The following is a 21598-nucleotide window of genomic DNA, read 5'->3' on the forward strand; positions in this document are numbered from 1 at the left end:
CGAGCGGCCTTGCCCCGCGTTGGGCTGTGTAGCTGCCTCAAAACCTGCCCAACCGGTCTACCTGACACCGCGTTGTTTCCCGGCGGGTCTGCTGCGCAACCCCGCGCGGGGCAAGCCCACCCGCCGCATTCGATGCCTTTACTGAATATTTTTTATGCCTGAAATGCATCGAAAAACCGCGCCTTCGCCACAGGCCGCGCAGGCCGTGGCTTTGGCGTTTCAGGATGTTTCTGTTATTCAATTTAGATCTATGTATAACTTTAAAGATTACTTTAAGAGATAAGCGTCTGGCCCCGATGATTCAGCCCTCGACGGCCGCCAAGGCAGGCCTGTCGGTTTTTTTGTGTGAAAACCGTAGGGAGTGAATCAATGGGCAATGTCCAGACCGCCGCCAGTGCACCCGAGGCGCAATGGCGCCAGGCACCGGGTGGTGAGTTGGTCGACCTTGGCCGGCCGCATCGCGCGCCGTTGGGGCAATTGCGTTTGCAGAAAATCCCGAAGCGCTTCTCGAGCCGTCGCGAAGGGCTTCTGCTCGGCTTACTGGTGTTGGCGCTGCACGGCGCGGTGATCTATTGGGTGAGCCAGAAGCCGACGCCGGTGTTGCCGATTGTGCCGCCGGAAATCCCGCCGATGACGATCGAATTTTCCCAGCCGGCGCCGCCGGTGGTTGAACCACCACCGCCCGTGCCGCCACCGCCACCGCCACCTGTGGTCGAGCCACCGCCGCCGGTGGTGGATGAATTGGCCGCCAAGCCGGCGCCGCCAAAACCGATTCCCAAGCCTAAACCCAAGCCGGTGCCCAAGCCCGAGCCCAAGCCTGCACCGAAACCGGTCGAGCAGCCGCCCGCGCCACCGACGCCGGCGCCACCTGCACCGCCCGCGCCAGCCGCGCCACCGTCGCCGGCACCGGTGACACCCGCTTCGGCAAACGCCGCGTACCTGAAGAACCCGGCGCCGGAGTACCCGTCACTGGCCCAGCGTCGCGGTTGGGAAGGCACGGTGTTGCTCAGGGTGCATGTGTTGGCCAGCGGCAAGCCGGGCGAGATCCAGATCCAGAAAAGCAGCGGTCGTCAGCAACTCGATGACGCCGCACTGACCGCGGTGAAGCGTTGGAGCTTCGTGCCGGCCAAGCAGGGCGATGTGGCCCAGGACGGCTGGGTCAGCGTACCGATCGATTTCAAGATTCACTAACTATTCGGCAGCGGTGTGTTGGACACGTCGCGACCTGCACAGAGGGAAAACATCATGGCATTAGCATCTCCACTTGAATCCATCGAAAGCGCGGTGATCTGGCTGCTGGTGGCCTTTTCAGTCGCCACCTGGGGTTTCGCCTTGCTCAAGGGCGTGCAGTTCGGTCGCCTCAAGGCCCAGGATCGCAAATTCCATAAACAGTTCTGGGCGGCGTCGAGTCTCGACTCGGCCGCCGAACTGGCCGACACCCAGCCCGGCGCCGCAGCGCGTGTGGCCCAGGCCGGTTATGCCGCGATCCAGGTGGGTGACGCGCCTCACGCTGCGGACCTGAGCCAGGCCATCAACCATCAGGACCGCCTCGAACGCGCCCTGCGTCAGCAGATCGTGCGTGAGCGTCGCTCGCTGGAAACCGGCCTGGCCGTGGTCGCCAGTATCGGCAGCACCTCGCCGTTTATCGGCCTGTTCGGCACCGTGTGGGGGATCATGGAAGCGTTGAAAGGCATCAGCGCCGCCGGCTCCGCCAGCCTGGAAACCGTGGCCGGCCCGATTGGTGCGGCGCTGGTGGCCACCGGTGTCGGTATCGCCGTCGCGGTGCCGGCGGTGCTGGTCTACAACTATTTCCTGCGTCGTTTGAAGCTGACGGCTGCTGACCTTGACGACTTTGCCCACGACTTCTACAGCCTGGCGCAGAAAAACTCTTTCCGCGTGCTGTTGCACCCTGCGCTGACCAAGAACGCAGCCGGCAACCCGCAGAAAGTGAAGGAGGCGTCCTGAGATGGCCTTTTCCACGCAAGACAGTGACGAGGTGCTGAGCGAGATCAACGTGACGCCGCTGGTGGACGTGATGCTGGTGCTGCTGGTGGTGTTTATCGTCACTGCGCCGCTGTTGACCAACGCGATCCCGATCAACCTGCCCAAGACCGAAGCCGTGGCGCCGGTTGAGCAGAAAGACCCGCTGGTGGTGAGTATCGACGGCGCCGGCAAACTGTTTATCAACAAGGACGAAATCCAGCCGGACCTGCTGGAGTTCAACCTGCAGGCGGCCAAGGCCAAGGACCCCGATGTGCGGGTGCAACTGCAGGCTGACAATGGCGTGAACTACGGCGAAGTGGCGCGAGCCATGGCGTCTATCGAACGCGCGGGGATTACCAAGTTGTCGGTGATTACTGCACGTTAATTTCAAATGCCTCGACAATTTTTTGGCCGTCTCCTTGGCAGGGTGCGGCCTTTTTTTTGCCTGAAATTCCGCTGAAGCTCGATGCGAAATGAGGTCTATGTGGGAGCGGGCTTGCTCGCGAATACGGTGGGTCAGTAGCAGATGCGCTGTCTGATATACCGCCTTCGCGAGCCAGCCTGCTCCCACCTTTTGATCCTTTTCGTCTTTGAGTTTTTGGTTATTAATAAATAGCTTCTTATTCCTTAACGAATATAACCCCCGTCCCTATACTGGTCAGCAACGTTAAACGCTGCAGGAGGGCACACCCATGCACAGCGAGTCGATTCGTTATCTGATCGTGCCGGGCTGGCAAGGATCGCCAGAAGATCATTGGCAAACCCATTGGCAGAACAGCCTGCCCAACAGCGCGCGGGTGGAGCAGGCCGATTGGCTGACGCCGCGTCGCGAAGACTGGGTGGCCGCACTCGCCGAGGCCATCGCCGCCGACAGCACGCCGGTGATCCTGATCGCCCATAGCCTGGGTTGCATCACCGTCGCGCATTGGGCCGCCACTGCGCCGGTGCACTTTCTGCGTCAGGTTCGTGGCGCTTTGCTGGTGGCTCCGGCGGATGTCGAACGCCCGGCCTGCTCACCGGCCTTGCGCAACTTCGCACCGATCCCGAGCGACCTGCTGCCGTTTCCCAGCCAAGTGGTCAGCTCCGACAACGACAGCGCCGTCAGCGCCCCGCGGGCCCTGGAACTGGCGCGCAATTGGGGCGCGGAGGCCGGGATTCTGTCCGGCGCCGGCCATATCAATGTGAAGTCCGGCCACCAGCGCTGGGAGCAGGGCTTCGCCTACCTCTATCGCCTGCAAAATCGCCTTGAGCACCACGCCCGGCGTACTGCCTGAACATTTTTCAACGCCCCGTCCCTGAGTGGATTTGGGGCGGGAGCCTGCCATGAGTCTGCATGAAACCTACGGCCAGCCCTTGCTGACCTTCCCCGACGCCGAAAAAAGCCCGCTGAGCATCCGTGCCAAGGCCCTGGTGTTTGTCGACCCGCGCTCGCGTCAATTGCGTGAGGACCTGGAAAGCCTGGCGCCGCGCGCCTTGCCGGTGTTGATTCGCGGTGAGACCGGCAGCGGCAAGGAACTCCTGGCGCGGCATATCCACCGTGGCAGCGACCGCACCGGGTTGTTTGTCTCGGTCAACTGCGGCGCGATCAGCCCCACTTACGCCGATGCCGAACTGTTTGGCTACGCGGCCGGCAGCCACAGCGGCGCGGCGAGCAGCCGGGCCGGGTGGTTCGGGTCGGCCAACGGCGGCACCTTGTACCTGGATGAGATCGGCGACTTGCCGTTGCCGATCCAGGTGAAATTGCTCGCCGCCCTGGAAAATCACGAAGTCACCCGTGTCGGCGCCCACCAGCCCAGTCCGGTGGATGTGCGCCTGGTCGCCGCCACCAGCATCGACCTGGCCCAAGCGGTGGCGGCGGGCAAGTTTCACGAGCGCCTGTTCCATTACTTGAGTGAAGGCCGGCTCGACCTGCCGGCTTTGCGTGAGCGGGTCGGCGACATCCTGTCCCTGGCCGAGTATTTTCTCGGCATCTACAGCCAGCGTCTGGACCTGCCGGTGCCGCTGATCAGTGATGCCGCCCAGCGTGTGTTGGAACTCCACAGCTGGCCGGGCAATACCCGCGAGCTGGAAAACGTTATTCACTTTGCGTTGCTGGTGAGCAGTGGTGATGAGATTTTGCCCGAACATCTCAACCTGCCGGTGGCGGGCTCGCCACTGGAACAGGTGCAGCGGATCTTCGCGAGTGCCAGCGCCGCCGAGCGGCAAACCTTGCTCGGCTTTCTAAATGAACAGCAGCTACATGAGCAAAATGGAATATCAAAGTGAATAAAAGATATTGTTCGGGAATAAAAAATCTAGGTATTGTCCACTCCACGCCGCGATAGCACTTCGCTGGCACACCATAAAAACGGTCGTCAGAGACGCCCCGGAATTTCGATAAGGACACTGCATGAAAAAGGTTCTGTTGTTTACCGCACTGGCGGCTGCCCTGACTGCAAGCTTCGCCCAGGCGAACGAGAAACTGGTGATTGCCGCCACGCCGATCCCGCACGCCGAGATCCTTGAGCTGGTCAAACCGACCCTGGCCAAAGAAGGCGTGGACCTGGAGATCAAAGTATTCACCGACTACGTGCAACCTAACGTGCAAGTGGCCGAGAAGCGTCTGGACGCCAACTACTTCCAGACCCTGCCGTACCTGGAAAACTTCAACAAGGGCAAGGGCACCAACCTGGTCACTGTGATCGGTGTGCACGTTGAGCCTTTCGGCGGTTACTCGAAAAAGATCAAGAACATTTCTGAGTTGAAAGATGGCGCCACCGTGGCCATCCCGAACGAAGGCTCCAACAGCGGCCGCGCCCTGTTGCTGCTGCAGAAAGCCGGTGTGATCACCCTCAAAGACCCAAGCAACGCCCTGGCCACGCCGAAAGACATCGCCAGCAACCCGAAACACCTGAAATTCAAAGAGCTGGAATCGGCGCTGCTGCCACGCGTGCTGGACCAGGTTGACCTGGACTTGATCAACACCAACTACGCGCTGGAAGCTGGCCTGAACCCAGCCAAAGACGCACTGATCATCGAAGACGCCAAGTCGCCGTACGTGAACTTCCTGGTGGCACGCCCGGACAACAAGGACAGCGACGCTATCCAGAAGCTGGCCAAGGCCCTGACCAGCCCTGAAGTCAAAGCGTTCATCGATTCCAAGTACAAAGGCGCGGTAGTGCCTGCGTTCTGATGTAAACAAAACCCCCTTCAAGGTTTGAACGCCGACGGCTCACTTAGCGTCGGCGTTTTTTATGCCTGAAGTTTGGAATGCCAATCAAATGTGGGAGGGGGCAAGCCCCCTCCCACATTTGATTGGCGCAGGCTTACCTGTTTTGTGTATTGATCGCCCGGCGCAACGCCATCAACCACTTCACCAGCTCCTGCGGATCAATCGGTTTCGCTTCGTTCATGGTTCAATCCCTCGAATCTCAGACCCCCCAACCCTAGCCGTCACCCGGACAACCCGCGAATCCGGCGGTTATCTTTTTGGGTGATATCAATATGCTATTTGGGTATTTAAATTTTGCTTTTTATACCTTTAAAGTTCGCGCTACCCGGCGTTACCCACGCCGGACCGGACTGCGCCCGCTGCATTACCCTTGCGGCGTCATGGACTCAAGATGACCTTCGATTTCGCTTTTATCCTCAGCACCTTGCCGGCGTTTCTCAGCGCCGTTGGGGTGACGCTGCAAGTGGGCCTGATCGCCATTGCCACCTCGTTGCTGGTGGCACTGATCAACGCCGCGCTGCTGGTGTTTCGCACGCCGTACCTGTCGCGCCTGGTGGCGCTGTATGTGGAGCTGGCGCGCAACACGCCGCTGCTGATCCAACTGTTTTTTGTGTACTTCGCCTTGCCGGCGCTGGGGTTCAATATCTCCGGGTTCTGGGCGGCGATCATCACCATGACCTTCCTCGGCGGCGCCTACCTCACCGAAGTGCTGCGCGCCGGTGTGGAGGCAGTGCCGCTGGCGCAGATCGAGTCGGGCAAGTCCATCGGCCTGTCCGACTGGCAGCTGCTGCGCCATGTGATCCTGCCTCAAGCCGGCATCCTCAGCCTGCCGGCGCTGTTCGCCAATTTCATCTTTCTGCTCAAGGAGACCACGGTGGTGTCGGCCGTGGCGGTGCCGGAGATTCTCTACACCACCAAGAGCTACATCGCGCTCTACTACAAAACCTACGAAATGCTCGCCGTGCTGACGCTGATCTGCGTGCTGTTGTTTTTGCCGCTGTCGCTGCTGCTCAGCCGCCTGGAAAGGAGGCTCCAGCATGGCCAGTTCGGGTCTTGAGTTGTTGTGGGTGTCGTTGCCGCAACTGGGCAAGGGCGCTGCGCAAACGCTGTCGATTTCATTTTTGAGCATTGCCTTCAGCACCGTCGGCGGCGTGCTGTACGGCGTGCTGCGCACGCTCAATAACACGCTGATCAACGCGGTGCTGCGGGTGTACCTGGAGCTGTTTCGCGCGATCCCGGTGCTGGTGTGGTTGTACCTGCTGTTTTTCGGCCTGCCGATTTTCTTCGGCCTGAGCATTCCGAGCTTCTGGTGCGCGGTGCTGGTGCTGTCATTGTGGGGCGCCAGCGAGGTCGGCGAAGTGGTCCGTGGCGCGCTGCATTCGCTGCCGCGTGGCCAGCGCGAGGCCGGGTTGTCGATTGGCCTGTCCGACCCGCAGCTGTACGGCTACGTGCTGCTGCCCCAGGCCCTCAAGCGCATGACGCCGCCAACCATCAACGTCTACACGCGCATCATCAAGACCAGCTCACTGGCGGTGCTGATCGGCGTGGTGGACGTAATCAAGGTTGGCCAGCAAATCATCGAACGCACCTATGAGTCAGTACTGATCTACGGCGTGCTGTTCCTGTTTTTCTTCTTTATCTGCTACCCGTTGTCAGCCGCCTCCAAGGTGCTGGAACGGCGCTGGGCCCAAGCATGAGCGCATTGATCGAGTTCCAGGCTTTCAACAAATTCTTCGGCGAGCAGCAGGTGCTCAAGGGCATCGACCTGAGCGTGCAAAGCGGCGAGGTGGTGGTGATCCTCGGCCCCAGCGGCTGCGGCAAAAGCACCTTGCTGCGCTGCCTCAACGGCCTGGAAGTGGCGCACAGCGGCAGCCTGCGTTTTGCCGGCAGAGAGCTGCTGGACAAAAATACCGATTGGCGCCAGGTGCGTCAGGACGTGGGCATGGTGTTCCAGAGTTACCACCTGTTCCCACACATGAGCGTGCTCGACAACATCCTGCTCGGCCCACTGAAAGTGCAAAAACGCGCGCCTCGCGAAGCCCGTGCCCAAGCGGAAAAATTACTCGAACGCGTTGGCCTGGCCGACAAGCGCGACGCCTTCCCACGCCAGCTGTCAGGTGGTCAGCAGCAACGCATCGCCATCGTCCGTTCGCTGTGCATGAACCCGCAAGTGATGCTGTTTGACGAAGTCACCGCCGCCCTCGACCCGGAAATGGTCAAGGAAGTGCTGGAAGTGATTCAAGGTCTGGCCCGCGACGGCATGACCTTGTTGATCGTCACCCATGAAATGGCCTTCGCCCGCGCCGTCGCCGACCGCGTGGTGTTCATGGAGGCCGGTCGCATCCTTGAGCACAACACCCCCGAAGAATTCTTTACGAACCCGCAAACCGCACGCGCGCAGCAGTTCCTGGAGAAGTTCTCCTTTGTTTCAACACTGCCCAAGAAAACCAAGGAATTGGAGCTGATATGAAAAAACTACTGCTGCCACTGTTTGCCGTCGCCTTACTGGCCGGCTGCGATAAAAAGGCTGAAGAGCCTGCCAAACCCGTCGCGGCTGCCAGCTACATCGACAAGATCAAAGCGCGGGACAAGCTGATCGTCGGCGTATTCACCGACAAACCGCCGTTCGGTTTTGTGAACGAAGCCGGTCGTTACGTCGGCTTTGATACCGACATCGGCCGCCAATTCGCCAAGGACCTGTTGGGCGATGAAAACAAGGTCGAGTTTGTCGCCGTCGAACCGGCCAGCCGTATTCCGTTCCTGCAGAGCGACAAGGTCGACCTGATCCTTGCCAACATGACCGTCACGCCGGAGCGCAAGGAAGCGGTGGACTTCACCAATCCCAACCTGAAAGTGGCGGTACAGGCTTTGGTGCCGCAGGACAGCTCGGTGAAAAGCCTGGATGACCTGGCCACCCGCACCACCATCGTCACTACCGGCACCACCGCCGATATCTGGCTGACCAAAAACCACCCGGACTGGAAACTGCTCAAGTTCGAGAAAAACTCCGAGTCCCTGCAGGCGCTGTCCGCCGGGCGTGGCGATGCGTACGCGCAAGACAACCTGGTGCTGTTCAGCTGGGCCAAGCAGAACCCGGGCTACCGCGTGCTGGAAGAGAAACTCGGTGATGAAGCACCGATTGCGCCAGCCGTGAAGAAGGGCAACATCGAACTGCGCGACTGGGTGAATACCGAGTTGGCGAAGTTGGGTGAGGAGAAGTTCCTGCTCAAGCTGTACGACCAATATGTGCGTAAAGAGCTGAGCGATGACACCAAGCCTGAGAGTGTGATTGTTGAGGGCGGTAAGTGGCAGGGTTGATCCCGCGCTGACTGTCACACCGCTATCGCAGGCAAGCCAGCTCCCACCTTTGACCGAGTTCCAACCTTGGAATGCAGGCTAATGTGGGAGCGGGCTTGCCCGCGAAGAGGCCTATGCAGTCACTGCACCTACTCCGGCCAATGCCACGTTCTACCGCTATCGCAGGCAAGCCAGCTGCCACCTTTGACCGAGTTCCAACCCTTGAATACAGGCTAATGTGAGAGCAGGCTTGCCCGCGAAGAGGCCAGTGCAGTCACTGCACCTACTCCGGCCAATGCCACCTTCTACCCCTATCGCAGGCAAGCCAGCTCCCACCTTTGACCGAGTTCCCACCTTGGAATGCAGGCTAATGTGGGAGCGGCCTTGCCCGCGAAGAGGCCGGTGCAGCCACTGCACCTACTCCGGCCAATGCCACGTTGTACCGCTATCGCAGGCAAGCCAGCCCCCACCTTTGACCGAGTTCCAACCTTGGAATGCAGGCTAATGTGGGAGCGGGCTTGCCCGCGAAGAGGCCAGTGCAGCCACTGCACCTACTCCGGCCAATGCCACCTTCTACCCCTATCGCAGGCAAGCCAGCTCCCACCTTTGACCGAGTTCCAACCTTGGAATGCAGGCTAATGTGGGAGCGGGCTTGCCCGCGAAGAGGCCGGTGCAGTCACTGCACCTACTCCGGCCAATGCCACCTTCTACCCCTATCGCAGGCAAGCCAGCTCCCACCTTTGACCGAGTTCCAACCGTGAAATACAGGCTAATGTGGGAGCGGGCTTGCCCGCGAAGAGGCCGGTGCAATCACCACTTATTCCGGCCAATGCCACCTTCTACCCCTATCGCAGGCAAGCCAGCTCCCACCTATGACCGAGTTCCCACCTTGGAATGCAGGCTAATGTGGGAGCGGGCTTGCCCGCGAAGGGGCCCGTGCAATCACCACTTATTCCGGCCAATGCCACGCCGGCGCATCCAACATCCCTTGCCCCACAATCCGTGTCTCGCCCATCACCTTCTCCAACACAATCGAATTACACCCTTCATCCTGCTGCAACGCCGCAATCAACCGGCTGGCATGCGACACCACCCACACCTGGCAATGCTGGGATGCCTGGATAATCAAACGCGCCAGCGCCGGCAGCAAATCCGGGTGCAGGCTGGTTTCCGGCTCGTTCAGTACCATCATGGTCGGCGGCCGTGGCGTGAGCAGCGCCGCGATCAACAGCAGGTAACGCAAGGTGCCGTCCGACAGCTCGGCCGCCGACAATGGCCGCAGCAAGCCTTCCTGATAAAACTCAATCGCAAAGCGCCCGCCCTGCAACGGCTGGATATTCAGGCGCGCGCCGGGGAATGCATCGCTGACCGCGCGCTGCAATGCCTCTGGGTCGCCGATCTCGCGGATGGTCTGCAATGCCGCCGCCAAATCGCGCCCGTCGTGATGCAACACCGGGGTACGCGTGCCCAGTTGCGGTTGGCGAACGGGCGCGTCCACGTCGCTGCGAAAGTGATCATAAAAGCGCCAGCCACGGATGCTTTCGCGCAGCAGCAACACCTCCGGCGAGCCGCGCAGGCTGCCCACCTGATCGAACAGGCTGTGGTAATTGGGCGTGTGCTGGGCCACGACATTCCAGGTGCGCCCGTCTCGGGCCCGAACCATCGGTCCGCAGCGTTGCACCAAAAGGCTGGCGGGGCGATAAATGTGGCCGGCCCAGATGCATTCCTTTTTCACTTCTGGGTCGAGTGAAAAGTACGACGAGGTCGTTTCCGGCAGCCCAAGGGAAATTGCATAACTGAAATCTTCCCCGGCGAACCCAAGGCGCAAGCGTTTCACGCGTTGGCGTACGGTAGGCTCCACCGGCACCTCGCCGTTGCGCATGCGCCGGCTGATGGTTTCCGGGCCGGCCCAGAAGGTTGAATCCAGCCCGCCTTCACGGGCCAGCGCATTGATGACGCCGCCTTGGGCGGTTTCCGCCAGCAGGCGCAAGGCGCGATACAGGTTGGACTTGCCGCTGCCATTGGGGCCGGTGACCAGGTTCAGCCGGTCCAGGGGCACCACCAATTTATTGATCGAGCGGTAATTGGCCACCGCCAGGGTTTTCAACATAGGTATTCAGTCGACGTGGGAACCATTGAAGTATGGGATCCTCCATGCAGATAAGGAACCCTGATCTAAGCTCACAGTCGCATACACACTGGCAAGTCGGCATCACGTAAAAGGAGCCTGCATGGGCGGTCGCACTTCGATAGTTTTACTCAGCCTTGGCCTCTTGGCGCTGCTGAGCGGCTGTGGTCAGGAAAAGACCGAGCCCAAGGCGCATTCGCGGGTTTTTGTGCAGACTGTGCAGCCGGCGGATTTTGCCGCGGCAGTCACCCTGACCGGCGATATCCAGGCCCGTGTGCAAACCGATTTGTCCTTTCGCGTGGGTGGCAAAATCATCCAGCGCATGGTCGACGTGGGTGACCGTGTGACCGCCAAGCAAGTGCTGGCCAAGCTCGATCCCAAGGACCTGCAGACCAACGTCGATTCCGCGCAGGCCCAGGTCGTGGCTGAGCAGGCACGCGTCAAGCAAACCGCCGCCGCCTTCGTTCGCCAGGAAAAACTGCTGCCCAAGGGCTACACCAGCCGCAGCGAATACGACGCCGCCCAGGCCGCGCTGCGCAGCAGCCAAAGCGCCCTGGCCGCCGCGCAAGCCCAGCTCGCCAACGCCCGTGAACAACTCGGCTATACCTCGCTGATCGCCGATGCGCCCGGTGTGATTACCGCGCGCCAGGCGGAAGTCGGCCAGGTTGTGCAGGCCACCGTGCCGATTTTCAGCCTGGCCACCGATGGCGATCGTGATGCGGTGTTCAATGTCTATGAATCGCTGCTGGTAGAGCCGCCGCCGGATGCACCGATCACGGTCAGCCTGCTGGACAACCCGAACATCAAGGCCGTGGGCAAGGTTCGCGAGGTCACGCCGGCGGTGGCGGCCAATACCGGCACCGTGCAAGTCAAAATCGCCCTGCAATCGCTGCCCAAGGGCATGCAGTTGGGCTCGGTGGTTAGCGCCACCGCCAATGGCCCGGCCAAGGCCAGCATCGAGCTGCCGTGGTCGGCCTTGACCAAAGACCTCAACGAACCCGCCGTGTGGCTGATTGACGGTGACGGCAAGGCGCAATTGCACAAGGTCAGCGTGGCGCGTTACCTCACCGGCAAAGTCATTATTGGCGAGGGGCTTAAAGGCGGCGAAAAAGTCGTGGTGGCCGGCGGGCAATTGTTGCACCCCGGCATGCTGGTCGAGATCGCCCAGCAAGGAGCCCAGCCATGAAGCGCCTGACGGCTCTGCTCGCCGCCAGCCTGTTGTTGGCCGCCTGCTCCAAGAAAGAACCGCCGCCCGAGCCCGTGCGCCCGGTGTTGTCGATGGAAGTCAAAGCCGAAGACCAGGAAAACCTCGGCCGCTTCGCCGGCACCATCCAGGCCCGCTATGAAAGTAACCTGGGCTTTCGCGTACCCGGCCGTATCGCGCGCCGCGCGGTGGACGTGGGGGCTGAAGTGGAAAAGGGCGCCTTGCTTGCCGTGCTCGATCCCACCGATCAGCAAAACCAATTGCGCGCCGCCCAAGGCGACCTCGCCCGCGTGCAGGCGCAGTTCATCAACGCCCAGGCCAACGCCCGCCGCCAGCAGGAACTGTTCAACCGTGGTGTCGGCGCCCAGGCTCAACTGGACGTGGCCCAGACCGACCTGAAAACCACCCAGGCCACCCTCGACCAGGCCAAGGCTTCGGTCAACCAGGCCAAGGACCAGCTCAACTACGCCGAACTGCGCACCGACCACGCCGGTATCGTCACCGCCTGGAACGCCGAGGCTGGCCAGGTCGTCAGCGCCGGCCAGCAAGTGGTGACCCTCGCGCGCCCGGACATCAAGGAAGCGGTAATCGACCTGCCGGCCGGTCTGGCTGAGCGCCTGCCTACCGATGTGGTGTTTGTGGTTGCTGGCCAACTCGACCCGAGCGTCAACACCACCGCCATCGTGCGTGAGATCGAACCCCAGGCCCAAAGCGCCACGCGCACCCGGCGTGCGCGATTGACCCTGGCCGAAACACCGCCAGCCTTCCGCCTGGGCACCGCTATCAGCGTGACCTTGAGCACCGCCATCGCACCCCGCATCCAACTGCCGGTGAGCGCCCTGCAAGAAGTCGACGGCAAGACCCGCATCTGGCTGCTCGACACCCAAAGCCAGACCGTGCAGCCGCGCGACATCACGGTGGTCAGCCGTGACGCCAACAGCGCGCTGCTCAACGGCGGCGTCAAACCCGGCGAACGCATCGTCACCGCTGGCGTGAACAGCCTGAAGCCTGGGCAAAAAGTCAAAATCGACGAGGACAGCCCGCGATGAAAGGGAGCTTCAACTTATCCGACTGGGCCCTCAAGCATCAGTCCTTCGTCTGGTACCTGATGTTCGTCGCGCTGCTGATGGGCGTGTTCTCCTACATGAACCTTGGCCGCGAGGAAGACCCTTCGTTCACCATCAAAACCATGGTGATCCAGACCCGCTGGCCGGGTGCGACCCAGGAGGAAACCCTCAAGCAGGTTACCGACCGCATCGAGAAAAAACTCGAAGAACTCGACTCCCTCGACTACGTGAAGAGCTACACGCGACCGGGCGAGTCCACGGTGTTCGTGTTCCTCAAAGACACCACCAGCGCCAAGGCGATTCCGGATATCTGGTACCAGGTGCGCAAGAAGATCGATGACATTCGCGGCACCTTCCCCCAGGGCTTGCAGGGGCCGTCGTTCAACGATGAATTCGGTGACGTGTTCGGTTCGGTCTACGCGTTTACCGGTGACGGCCTGTCGATGCGCCAACTGCGTGATTACGTCGAGCAAGTGCGCGCCGAAATCCGCTCGGTGCCGGGCCTGGGCAAGGTCGAGATGATCGGCCAGCAGGACGAAGTGATCTACCTGAACTTCTCCACGCGCAAACTGGCAGCATTGGGGATTGACCAGCGCCAGGTCGTACAGAGCCTGCAGTCGCAGAACGCGGTGACCCCGGCCGGGGTAATCGAGGCCGGGCCGGAGCGGATTTCGGTGCGCACCTCGGGGCAGTTTGCCTCCGAAAAGGACCTGGCCAACGTCAACCTGCGCCTCAATGACCGTTTTTACCGTTTGGCCGACATTGCCGACATTAGCCGTGGCTACGTCGATCCGGCGCGGCCGATGTTCCGTTTCAATGGCAAGCCGGCGATTGGCTTGGCGATTGCCATGCAGAAGGGCGGCAATATCCAGTCATTCGGCAAGGCCTTGCACACACGCATGGATGAGTTGACGGCTGACCTGCCGGTGGGCGTGGGCGTGCACAAAGTCTCCGACCAGGCAGAAGTGGTGGAGGAGGCTGTCGGCGGCTTTACCAGCGCGCTGTTTGAAGCTGTCATCATCGTGCTGGTGGTGAGCTTTATCAGCCTCGGCATGCGTGCCGGGTTGGTGGTGGCGTGCTCGATCCCGTTGGTGCTGGCGCTGGTGTTCGTGTTCATGGAATACAGCGGCATCACCATGCAGCGCGTGTCGCTGGGCGCGTTGATCATCGCCCTCGGCCTATTGGTGGATGACGCGATGATCACCGTGGAGATGATGATCACGCGCCTGGAAAAAGGCGAAACCAAGGAACAGGCGGCGACCTACGCCTATACCTCGACCGCGTTCCCGATGCTCACCGGCACGCTGGTGACCGTCGCCGGCTTTGTGCCTATCGGCCTCAACGCCAGTTCGGCGGGCGAGTACACCTTCACGCTGTTTGCGGTGATTGCCGTGGCGATGCTGGTGTCGTGGGTGGTGGCGGTGCTGTTTGCGCCGGTGATTGGCGTGCATATCCTCAGCGCCAACGTTAAGCCCGAAAACAAAGAGCCTGGGCGCATCGGTCGCGCATTCAATGGCGGCATGCTCTGGGCCATGCGCAACCGCTGGTGGGCCATCGGCATCACCGTGGGGCTGTTTGCGGCGTCGGTGTTCTCCATGCAGTTTGTGCAGAACCAGTTTTTCCCGTCATCGGACCGCCCGGAAATTCTCGTCGACCTCAACCTGCCGCAAAACGCCTCGATCAACGAAACGCGCAAGGCGGTCGACCGCCTTGAGGCGATCATCAAGGATGATCCGGATATTGCGCGCTGGAGCACCTATATCGGCCAGGGTGCGATTCGTTTCTACCTGCCCCTCGACCAGCAATTGGAAAACCCCTACTACGCGCAGTTGGTGATCGTCAGCAAAGGCCTGGAAGAGCGCGGCGCGTTGATTGCGCGCCTGCAAAAACGCCTGCGCGATGACTTCGTCGGCATCGGCAGTTATGTGCAGCCCCTGGAAATGGGCCCGCCGGTCGGGCGGCCGATCCAGTATCGCGTGTCTGGCAAGGACACCGATCAGGTGCGCAAGCACGCCATTGAACTGGCGACCTTGCTGGATAAAAACACCCACCTGGGCGAGATCATTTACGACTGGAACGAGCCGGGCAAAGTGCTGCGCGTGGACATCGCCCAAGACAAGGCGCGGCAATTGGGGCTGTCGTCGGAAGACGTGGCGCAATTGATGAACAGCGTGGTCAGCGGTGCATCGGTGACCCAAGTGCACGACGATATCTACCTGATCAACGTGGTCGGTCGCGCCGAAGACGCCGAGCGCGGCACCCCGGAAACCTTGCAGAACCTGCAGATTGTCACGCCCAATGGCACCTCGATTCCGCTGCTGGCCTTCGCCACCGTGCGGTATGAGTTGGAGCAGCCGCTGGTGTGGCGTCGCGACCGCAAGCCAACCATCACCGTCAAGGCTTCGGTGCGTGATGAGATGCAACCGACCGACCTGGTCAAGCAACTCAAGCCCGAAATCGACACGTTCAGCGCTGGCCTGCCGGTAGGCTACAAAGTCGCCACCGGCGGCACCGTCGAAGAAAGCGGCAAGGCCCAAGGCCCCATCGCCAAAGTGGTGCCGTTGATGCTGTTCCTGATGGCCACGTTCCTGATGATCCAGCTGCACAGCGTGCAGAAGATGTTCCTGGTCGCCAGCGTCGCGCCGCTCGGGCTGATCGGCGTGGTGCTGGCGCTGATCCCCACGGGCACGCCGATGGGCTTTGTGGCGATCCTCGGCATTCTGGCGCTGATCGGCATTATCATCCGCAACTCGGTGATTCTGGTGACGCAGATCGATGCCTACGAGCGCGACGGCTATACGCCGTGGGATGCCGTGGTGGAAGCCACCGAGCACCGGCGCCGTCCTATCCTGCTGACCGCTGCGGCAGCCAGCCTGGGCATGATCCCGATTGCGCGGGAAGTGTTTTGGGGACCGATGGCCTACGCGATGATTGGCGGGATCATCATCGCCACCTTGCTGACGCTGTTGTTCCTGCCAGCGCTTTATGTGGCCTGGTACAAGATTCGCGAGCCGAAAAAAGAACAGGCCTGACCCTCGGCGCCTTCCTGCAAGGATGTGGGAAGGCTCCTGGAAACACTTTCCCTACAGTTGTCTGGCATTAAGTGCTTTACCCTCCGGGCCTGTTTCCGTTTTGGAAGGCCCGTGTCATGCGCCGTTTAGTGCTGATTTTTTGCCTGTTGCTGTCTCCCCGACTCTTCGCTGGCACCGTGCTGGAAAACGCCCTCTGGCGGGTCGAACTCGACCCCGCCACGCTGGCGCTGCGCGTTACCCCGGCGGGCGAGGCCGCAGTGCAGGCTTCCAGCGGTGTGGCGGCGCACGCGGTCACCGGTGTGCAGGCCGATGCCGGGCAAGCCACTTGGCAGTGGGACAGCGGCGCCTACCAGCTGACCGCGCGCCTTGAGCAGCGCGACCTTGCCCTGACCATCAACGCGCGCGAGCCGGGCCAATTGGCGCTGCTGCGCCAACCCGCCGAGGCGATGGGCAAAGGCTTGATCTGGCCCTTGGCCGAAGGGCATTACGTGCCCGCCGGCAACGCCGTGTGGAACTCGTTTTTGCTGGATCAAGGCGAGGTTAATACCACGCAGGATCTCAGCCTGCCGTTATGGGGCTTAGATCATGGCCGTTTCACGCTCAACTGGTTGCTCACCAACCCCTATAACAACCACCTGCAATGGCAGGCAGACGGTGGCGGGCTGGCGCTTTCAATGGCGCATGAATTCACCCGGCTTGAGCCCGCCGCGCCGATGACCCTGCGCCTGCACCTGGGCGATGCCGACCCGTTGGCCGGGGCCAAGCGCTACCGCCAGTGGCTGGTGGCGCAGGGGCGTTATGAACCGCTGGCGGACAAACTGCGTCAGACCCCCGAGGCTGAAAAGTTGCTGGGTGCCAGCCACGTCTATCTGTGGGGCAATGACCTGTTAGGGCCGGAGGATGTGCGCGACTGGCCGCTGCTGGTGAAGGTGCTGCGCGGCCACGAACTCAAGGGCTTGCTGGACAAAGAGGCCACGCAGGTGCTGACGCAGGCCGGCACGTTGGATCGCTACCAAAAGACGGTTTTGCTGCGTGGGCTCAACGCGGCGATCAACAAAAAGGCCCGGCAAACCTGGCAGGCCACCGACGAGCCGGACATGCTCAAGCTGGCTGACGGTTATGGCGTACTGCGCCGTGAACTGGCCACAGCGTTTGCCGGCGCCTTGAGCCACAGTCCCGAGACCTGGGGCAGCACGCTGTCGGCCCAGACCGTCAAGGCGCTGCAAGATGCTGGGTTGAAGCGCCTGCTGCTGACCCTGGGCGAAGGCTGGGAAGGCGGCCTCTGGCACCCCGAAGCGATTAAGGCGGGCGTCAAGGCGGGTTACCTGATGGCGCCGTACGATTCCTATGAAACGGCCTTGTCCACCACCGAAAACCCCGACTGGACCACCGCCCACCTGGGCAGCAAGGCCTATCGCGACTGCGCCATCATCTTGGAAGACGGCAAACTCAAGACCGGCTTTCAACAATCCGGTCACTACACCGACCCGCGCTGCGTGCGGCCGTTACTGGAAGCGCGGGTGAAAGCGGTGCAAGCCAAGGCCGGTTTCAACGCCTGGTTCCTGGATGCCTATGCGACCAGCATGGTCTTTGACAGCTACCGCAATGGCGCCGAAATGACCCAGGCGCAAAACGCTGAAGGCAATATCGACGCGTCACGCTGGCTCAACACGGTGCTCAAGCTGCCCGCCGGTTCCGAAGACGGCAATGCGGTCACTGCCCAAGGCATTCTGTTTGCCCACGGCATGCAGACGCCGGTGCTCGGCTGGGGTGATCGCGCGATGACCAAGGATAAACAATCGCCTTATTACGTCGGCAACTGGTATCCGCCGGAGCAACCGGCGGTGTTCTTCAAAACGGTGCCGTTGAATGAGCCATTTCGCACCGTGTATTTCGACCCGTCCATGCGCTTGCCGTTGTATCAGGCGGTGTTCCACGGCTCGGTCATCACCACTCACCATTGGCTGTTCGACAGCCTGAAGCTGAGCAATGTGCGGGCTGAGAACGAGCTGGCCCAACTGCTGTACAACGTGCCGCCGCTGTATCACCTGAGTGCCGCGACCCTGAAGCAGCGCATACCGTTGATACAGCGCCAGGACCGGTTTTTTCGGCCGTTGCATGAGCGCTTGGCGACACAGGCAATGACCGATTTTCGTTGGCTGACGGCCGATCGGCAGGTGCAGCAGACCACGTTTGCCGATGGCACGCGGTTGGTGGCGAATTTTGCTGCAGGGGACAAAGAAGGGTATGCGGGAAAGAGTGTGACGGCGTTGGTCGAGGGTGAAAAACCTAGGGTGTATCAGGTGGATTAGCGGGGCCGCTGACGCCTTGGCGAGCAAGCCCGCTCCCACATGGAAATGCATTCCAAATGGGGGAGCGGGCTTGCCTGCGTTAGAGGCCGGGCCCGACGACGAACATCTACAGTTTGCGCCACACACTCGCCAACCACGGCTGTTGTTCCCGAGGCAACCCGGCCGGCCGGTAGTAATGCTCCAACTCCACAAACCCGGCCGCCGTCAGCAGTGCCTGCCACGCCGCGAGGTCGTGATAAGACCCATACCTGGGCCCGTTCCAGCCTTCCAGGTTTTCACCGCGCGGGTTGGAACTGAACAGCACGCCGCCAGGCTTCAGCGCACCCTGCAACTGCTTGAGCACCCGTGGCAGCTCCTGCTTGGGAATATGGAACAACACCGCGTTGGCAAACACCCCGTCGAAGCGTTCGGTCGGCAGGTCCAACTTGAGAAAGTCCTGCAGCAGCACTTCACAACCACTGTCCTCGCGGGCCATTTGCGCAAACCGTTCGGAGCCATCGAGCCCCACGGCAATATGGCCCATGCGCGTAAACGTCTGCAGATCACGCCCCGGCCCGCAGCCGAAATCCAGCACGGTAAACGGCGCTGTGCCCTGGATATGGCGCAGCAGCGCGTCGATGTTCTGGCTCACATCGTGATCGCGGGTGCCTTCACGGAAGTCCTCGGCCACCTTGTTGTAGTGGCCGAGGGTGATGGAAGTGATCTGGTTGAGGTCGTCGGGCTTGAGGGTCATGGGGGGAAATACCGGGCGCTGAGATCGCCCGACTATACCTCACCGCTTGTTCAGCACCCGAGCCAGGCGATCGCCGCCCAACTGAATCACCGCGACGAGAACCACCAGCAACACAATCACGGTGAGCATGATCTGCGTATCGAAACGCTGATAGCCGTAGCGGTAGGCAATGTCACCCAAGCCGCCTGCGCCGATGGCGCCCGCCATGGCTGACGAGTTGATCATGGTCACCAGCGTGATCGTGAACCCGCCCACAATCCCCGGCAGCGCTTCCGGCAACAGCACGTGCCAGATGATGTGCCAGCGGCGGCAGCCCATGGCCTGCGCGGCTTCGATCAAACCGTGGTCCACTTCGCGCAGGCTCACCTCGGCGATCCGCGCGAAAAACGGCGTGGCGGCGATGGTCAGCGGCACAACGGCCGCCCACACGCCATAGGTGGTGCCGACGATCAGCCGGGTAAACGGGATCAGCGCCACCATCAGGATCAGAAACGGAATGGAGCGGAACAGATTGACGAACGCGCCGAGCACGCGGTTCAGCGCCGGTGCCTGATAGATGCCGCCCTTGTCGCTGGTGACCAGAAACACCGCCAGCGGAATACCCACCAACAGCGCGATCAACGACGACACGCCAACCATCAATAGGGTGTCGATGGCGCCCTGCAATAAACGATCAAACCACATAGCCCAGCACCTCCACCTGTTGCGCCCAACGCCCGGCCAGGGTGCGCAGTGCTTGTGCGTTGTGTGGCGAGCCATTGACCGCCAGCAGTAATTGCCCCAAGGCGTGCCCCTGGATCCGTTCCACGCCGCCTTGCAGCAAGCGCACGCGTCCGCCAAGGGCGCCGAACAGCGCGGCCAGGTCGGGTTCGTCGGTGGCGCTGCCGGTGAACTGCAAACGCAGCACCAACGCGGCGTCGGCCGATGTCTGGGTGGGTTGCAGGCGGTTTTGCAGTTCTTCCGGCAGCCCGTGTTGCAGCGGCGCCAGCAGGGTTTTGCTGACCTCATGCTGCGGGTTGCCGAATACTTGCCACACCGGGCCTTGCTCCACGATTCGACCGTGCTCAAGCACCACCACGCGGTCGCAGATTTCGCGGATCACCGCCATCTCGTGGGTGATCAACACGATGGTCAGGCCCAGGCGTTTGTTGATGTCGCGCAGCAGGCCGAGAATCGACTGGGTGGTTTCCGGGTCGAGGGCCGAGGTGGCTTCGTCGCACAGCAGAATCTGTGGGTCGTGCACCAGCGAACGGGCAATGCCGACGCGCTGTTTCTGCCCGCCGGACAGCTGCGCGGGATAAGCCTTGTGCTTGTCCTGCAAACCCACCAGTTCAAGCAGCTCACGCACCTTTTGCTCGCGCTGCAGCTTGGGCACGCCGGCGACCTTCAGCGGCAGCTCGACGTTCTGCCACACCGTTTTGGCCGACATCAGGTTGAAGTGCTGGAAGATCATGCCGATGCGCCGACGCAACGCGACCAGACGGTCTTCGTCGTACTCGCCGATGTCCACCTGATCGATCAGCACGCGCCCGCTGCTGGGTTGCTCCAGGCGGTTGATGGTGCGGATCAGCGAGGATTTGCCGGCGCCGCTGCGGCCGATGATGCCGAACACCTCACCGCGCTGGATCGCAAGGTCAATGCCTTGCAAGGCATGCACGCTGCCGTCATAGGTTTTGCCCAGGTTGATGAACCGCACATGGGCACGGTTCAGGTCCGGGTGCAGCGCTGTCTGCTTGGCGTCCCTGGGCGCGGTGCCCACGTCGCGCAGTTGGGCGTTGGCGGCGGTCATTTTTTATCTTCCCAGCCGACTTGGTAGAGCTTGCCGAGGGATTTATCCAGCGCGGCGCGTACCACCGGCGAATGCTGGTAGATGTCGACGAACTTGACCACGCGCGGGTCGGTTTTGCTTTTGGGCTGGATCACAAACTGGATCACGTATTCAGGGTGATCGAGGCCGTCGAACAGCAGCGCCGACTCGGCATCGAAGGTCTTGGACAGGCGGATGTAGGCCGGGTAGCCCTGCACCAGATCGGCGTCGTCATAGGCGCGCACCAGCTGCACGGCTTCCACTTGCAGGATCTTGATCTTCTTCGGATTGGCGATGATGTCTTCTTCGGTGGCCTTGTAACCCACGCCCGGCTTGAGCGTGATCAAACCGGCCTTGGCCAGCAGTTGCAGGCCGCGACCGCTGTTGATCGGGTCGTTGGCGATCGCCACGCTGGCGCCCTGAGGCAGGTCGTTGAAGCTTTTGTACTTCTTGGAATACAGGCCAACGTTATTGATGATGCCCGGCGCATACGGCACCAGGTCGAACCCGGCGGCAGCCTTGGCGTTTTCCAGGAACGGGATGTGCTGGAAGTAGTTCACGTCGATGTCGCCGGCGGCGAGGCTGACGTTGGGCGCGATCCAGTCGGTGAACTCCACCAGTTCGACCTTCAGGCCTTGCTTGTCGGCTTCGGCGACGGCAGCTTCCAGGGGAATCGCGAAGGCGGCGGTGGTGCCGACTTTCAGCGGTGCATCGGCGGCGAATACCGCCGAGCTGAATAAACCAAAGGCCAGGGCCAGTGCTTTGACTGGGTGGGTGAGCAGTGTCTTTTTCATATTGGGTGTCCAGTCATCAGGTGTTTGTAA

19 protein-coding genes are annotated in these 21598 nt (G+C 61.5%); 14 read left to right on the plus strand and 5 right to left on the minus strand.

All coding sequences use genetic code 11. The annotated features are described in order from the left end of the window. The first annotated feature begins 369 nt into the window (after positions 1–369). From AACW30_RS02850 to AACW30_RS02895, 10 genes are all read left to right on the plus strand, one after another. Entirely contained in the window at positions 370–1191 is an 822-nt protein-coding gene (locus AACW30_RS02850; protein ID WP_200624240.1) for an energy transducer TonB, read from the plus strand. 51 nt (positions 1192–1242) lie between these two features. Beyond that, on the plus strand, positions 1243–1965 hold the full coding sequence (locus tag AACW30_RS02855; protein WP_106577759.1) for a MotA/TolQ/ExbB proton channel family protein: 723 nt from the start codon (positions 1243–1245) through the stop codon (positions 1963–1965). Between the two features lies 1 nt (position 1966). Next, positions 1967–2368, plus strand: coding sequence for an ExbD/TolR family protein (locus AACW30_RS02860; protein ID WP_106577375.1), 402 nt, complete (start codon positions 1967–1969; stop codon positions 2366–2368). A 307-nt stretch (positions 2369–2675) separates the two neighbouring features. Next, positions 2676–3257, plus strand: a complete 582-nt coding sequence (locus AACW30_RS02865) for an alpha/beta hydrolase (RefSeq protein ID WP_119738240.1) — start codon at positions 2676–2678, stop codon at positions 3255–3257. A 49-nt stretch (positions 3258–3306) separates the two neighbouring features. Then, positions 3307–4248, plus strand: a complete 942-nt coding sequence (locus AACW30_RS02870) for a sigma 54-interacting transcriptional regulator (protein ID WP_106577377.1) — start codon at positions 3307–3309, stop codon at positions 4246–4248. Between the two features lie 124 nt (positions 4249–4372). Then, positions 4373–5155 (plus strand): MetQ/NlpA family ABC transporter substrate-binding protein, encoded by a 783-nt coding sequence (locus tag AACW30_RS02875; RefSeq protein ID WP_200624241.1) that lies wholly within the window; start codon positions 4373–4375, stop codon positions 5153–5155. Between the two features lie 430 nt (positions 5156–5585). Beyond that, entirely contained in the window at positions 5586–6251 is a 666-nt protein-coding gene (locus AACW30_RS02880; protein WP_106577379.1) for an amino acid ABC transporter permease, read from the plus strand. After that, on the plus strand, positions 6232–6891 hold the full coding sequence (locus AACW30_RS02885) for an amino acid ABC transporter permease (RefSeq protein WP_032884905.1): 660 nt from the start codon (positions 6232–6234) through the stop codon (positions 6889–6891). Before AACW30_RS02880 ends, AACW30_RS02885 begins: the two co-directional genes overlap by 20 nt. After that, on the plus strand, positions 6888–7664 hold the full coding sequence (locus AACW30_RS02890) for an amino acid ABC transporter ATP-binding protein (protein ID WP_200624242.1): 777 nt from the start codon (positions 6888–6890) through the stop codon (positions 7662–7664). Before AACW30_RS02885 ends, AACW30_RS02890 begins: the two co-directional genes overlap by 4 nt. Then, on the plus strand, positions 7661–8512 hold the full coding sequence (locus AACW30_RS02895; protein ID WP_200624243.1) for a transporter substrate-binding domain-containing protein: 852 nt from the start codon (positions 7661–7663) through the stop codon (positions 8510–8512). The genes AACW30_RS02890 and AACW30_RS02895 overlap by 4 nt, the downstream gene beginning before the upstream one ends. Before the next feature lie 928 nt (positions 8513–9440). Here the strand turns inward: AACW30_RS02895 and AACW30_RS02900 are convergent. Then, complete coding sequence (locus AACW30_RS02900; protein ID WP_200624244.1) at positions 9441–10601, minus strand: AAA family ATPase; 1161 nt, start codon at positions 10599–10601, stop codon at positions 9441–9443. 121 nt (positions 10602–10722) lie between these two features. Between AACW30_RS02900 and AACW30_RS02905 the strand changes: the two genes are divergently transcribed. The 4 genes from AACW30_RS02905 (at position 10723) to AACW30_RS02920 (ending at position 18234) form a co-directional block, all read left to right on the plus strand. Next, positions 10723–11805 (plus strand): efflux RND transporter periplasmic adaptor subunit, encoded by a 1083-nt coding sequence (locus AACW30_RS02905; RefSeq protein WP_200624245.1) that lies wholly within the window; start codon positions 10723–10725, stop codon positions 11803–11805. Beyond that, on the plus strand, positions 11802–12872 hold the full coding sequence (locus tag AACW30_RS02910) for an efflux RND transporter periplasmic adaptor subunit (protein WP_200624246.1): 1071 nt from the start codon (positions 11802–11804) through the stop codon (positions 12870–12872). The genes AACW30_RS02905 and AACW30_RS02910 overlap by 4 nt, the downstream gene beginning before the upstream one ends. Next, a complete protein-coding gene (locus AACW30_RS02915; RefSeq protein WP_106577385.1) occupies positions 12869–15922 on the plus strand; it encodes an efflux RND transporter permease subunit in 3054 nt (1017 codons plus the stop codon). The genes AACW30_RS02910 and AACW30_RS02915 overlap by 4 nt, the downstream gene beginning before the upstream one ends. A 116-nt stretch (positions 15923–16038) precedes the next feature. Beyond that, positions 16039–18234 carry a glycoside hydrolase gene (locus tag AACW30_RS02920; protein ID WP_200624247.1) on the plus strand — a complete coding sequence of 732 codons (2196 nt, stop codon included), beginning with the start codon at positions 16039–16041 and terminating at the stop codon, positions 18232–18234. Between the two features lie 106 nt (positions 18235–18340). Here the strand turns inward: AACW30_RS02920 and AACW30_RS02925 are convergent, their stop codons facing one another. Genes AACW30_RS02925 through AACW30_RS02940 form a run of 4 tightly spaced genes read right to left on the minus strand, consistent with a single transcriptional unit; the run spans position 18341 to position 21568 of the window. Beyond that, on the minus strand, positions 18341–18967 hold the full coding sequence (locus AACW30_RS02925) for a class I SAM-dependent methyltransferase (protein ID WP_106577387.1): 627 nt from the start codon (positions 18965–18967) through the stop codon (positions 18341–18343). 39 nt (positions 18968–19006) lie between these two features. Further along, positions 19007–19651 (minus strand): methionine ABC transporter permease, encoded by a 645-nt coding sequence (locus AACW30_RS02930; RefSeq protein ID WP_056858169.1) that lies wholly within the window; start codon positions 19649–19651, stop codon positions 19007–19009. Continuing rightward, entirely contained in the window at positions 19641–20756 is a 1116-nt protein-coding gene (locus AACW30_RS02935; protein ID WP_200624248.1) for a methionine ABC transporter ATP-binding protein, read from the minus strand. The genes AACW30_RS02930 and AACW30_RS02935 overlap by 11 nt, the downstream gene beginning before the upstream one ends. After that, positions 20753–21568 (minus strand): MetQ/NlpA family ABC transporter substrate-binding protein, encoded by an 816-nt coding sequence (locus AACW30_RS02940; protein WP_200624249.1) that lies wholly within the window; start codon positions 21566–21568, stop codon positions 20753–20755. Before AACW30_RS02940 ends, AACW30_RS02935 begins: the two co-directional genes overlap by 4 nt. Positions 21569–21598: the final 30 nt, after the last annotated feature.

Origin of the sequence: Pseudomonas sp. MF6747, assembly GCF_963890955.1 — a bacterium.
In the GTDB taxonomy this organism is placed as follows: Bacteria; Pseudomonadota; Gammaproteobacteria; order Pseudomonadales; family Pseudomonadaceae; genus Aquipseudomonas.

Coding starts and splice junctions, on each gene's coding strand:
- AACW30_RS02940 (WP_200624249.1), bottom strand. CDS start 21,568: ATGAAAAAGACACTGCTCACCCACCCAGTCAAAGCACTGGCCCTGGCC.
- AACW30_RS02880 (WP_106577379.1), top strand. CDS start 5,586: ATGACCTTCGATTTCGCTTTTATCCTCAGCACCTTGCCGGCGTTTCTC.
- AACW30_RS02935 (WP_200624248.1), bottom strand. CDS start 20,756: ATGACCGCCGCCAACGCCCAACTGCGCGACGTGGGCACCGCGCCCAGG.
- AACW30_RS02900 (WP_200624244.1), bottom strand. CDS start 10,601: ATGTTGAAAACCCTGGCGGTGGCCAATTACCGCTCGATCAATAAATTG.
- AACW30_RS02890 (WP_200624242.1), top strand. CDS start 6,888: ATGAGCGCATTGATCGAGTTCCAGGCTTTCAACAAATTCTTCGGCGAG.
- AACW30_RS02925 (WP_106577387.1), bottom strand. CDS start 18,967: ATGACCCTCAAGCCCGACGACCTCAACCAGATCACTTCCATCACCCTC.
- AACW30_RS02870 (WP_106577377.1), top strand. CDS start 3,307: ATGAGTCTGCATGAAACCTACGGCCAGCCCTTGCTGACCTTCCCCGAC.
- AACW30_RS02895 (WP_200624243.1), top strand. CDS start 7,661: ATGAAAAAACTACTGCTGCCACTGTTTGCCGTCGCCTTACTGGCCGGC.
- AACW30_RS02910 (WP_200624246.1), top strand. CDS start 11,802: ATGAAGCGCCTGACGGCTCTGCTCGCCGCCAGCCTGTTGTTGGCCGCC.
- AACW30_RS02875 (WP_200624241.1), top strand. CDS start 4,373: ATGAAAAAGGTTCTGTTGTTTACCGCACTGGCGGCTGCCCTGACTGCA.
- AACW30_RS02920 (WP_200624247.1), top strand. CDS start 16,039: ATGCGCCGTTTAGTGCTGATTTTTTGCCTGTTGCTGTCTCCCCGACTC.
- AACW30_RS02930 (WP_056858169.1), bottom strand. CDS start 19,651: ATGTGGTTTGATCGTTTATTGCAGGGCGCCATCGACACCCTATTGATG.
- AACW30_RS02865 (WP_119738240.1), top strand. CDS start 2,676: ATGCACAGCGAGTCGATTCGTTATCTGATCGTGCCGGGCTGGCAAGGA.
- AACW30_RS02850 (WP_200624240.1), top strand. CDS start 370: ATGGGCAATGTCCAGACCGCCGCCAGTGCACCCGAGGCGCAATGGCGC.
- AACW30_RS02915 (WP_106577385.1), top strand. CDS start 12,869: ATGAAAGGGAGCTTCAACTTATCCGACTGGGCCCTCAAGCATCAGTCC.
- AACW30_RS02905 (WP_200624245.1), top strand. CDS start 10,723: ATGGGCGGTCGCACTTCGATAGTTTTACTCAGCCTTGGCCTCTTGGCG.
- AACW30_RS02860 (WP_106577375.1), top strand. CDS start 1,967: ATGGCCTTTTCCACGCAAGACAGTGACGAGGTGCTGAGCGAGATCAAC.
- AACW30_RS02885 (WP_032884905.1), top strand. CDS start 6,232: ATGGCCAGTTCGGGTCTTGAGTTGTTGTGGGTGTCGTTGCCGCAACTG.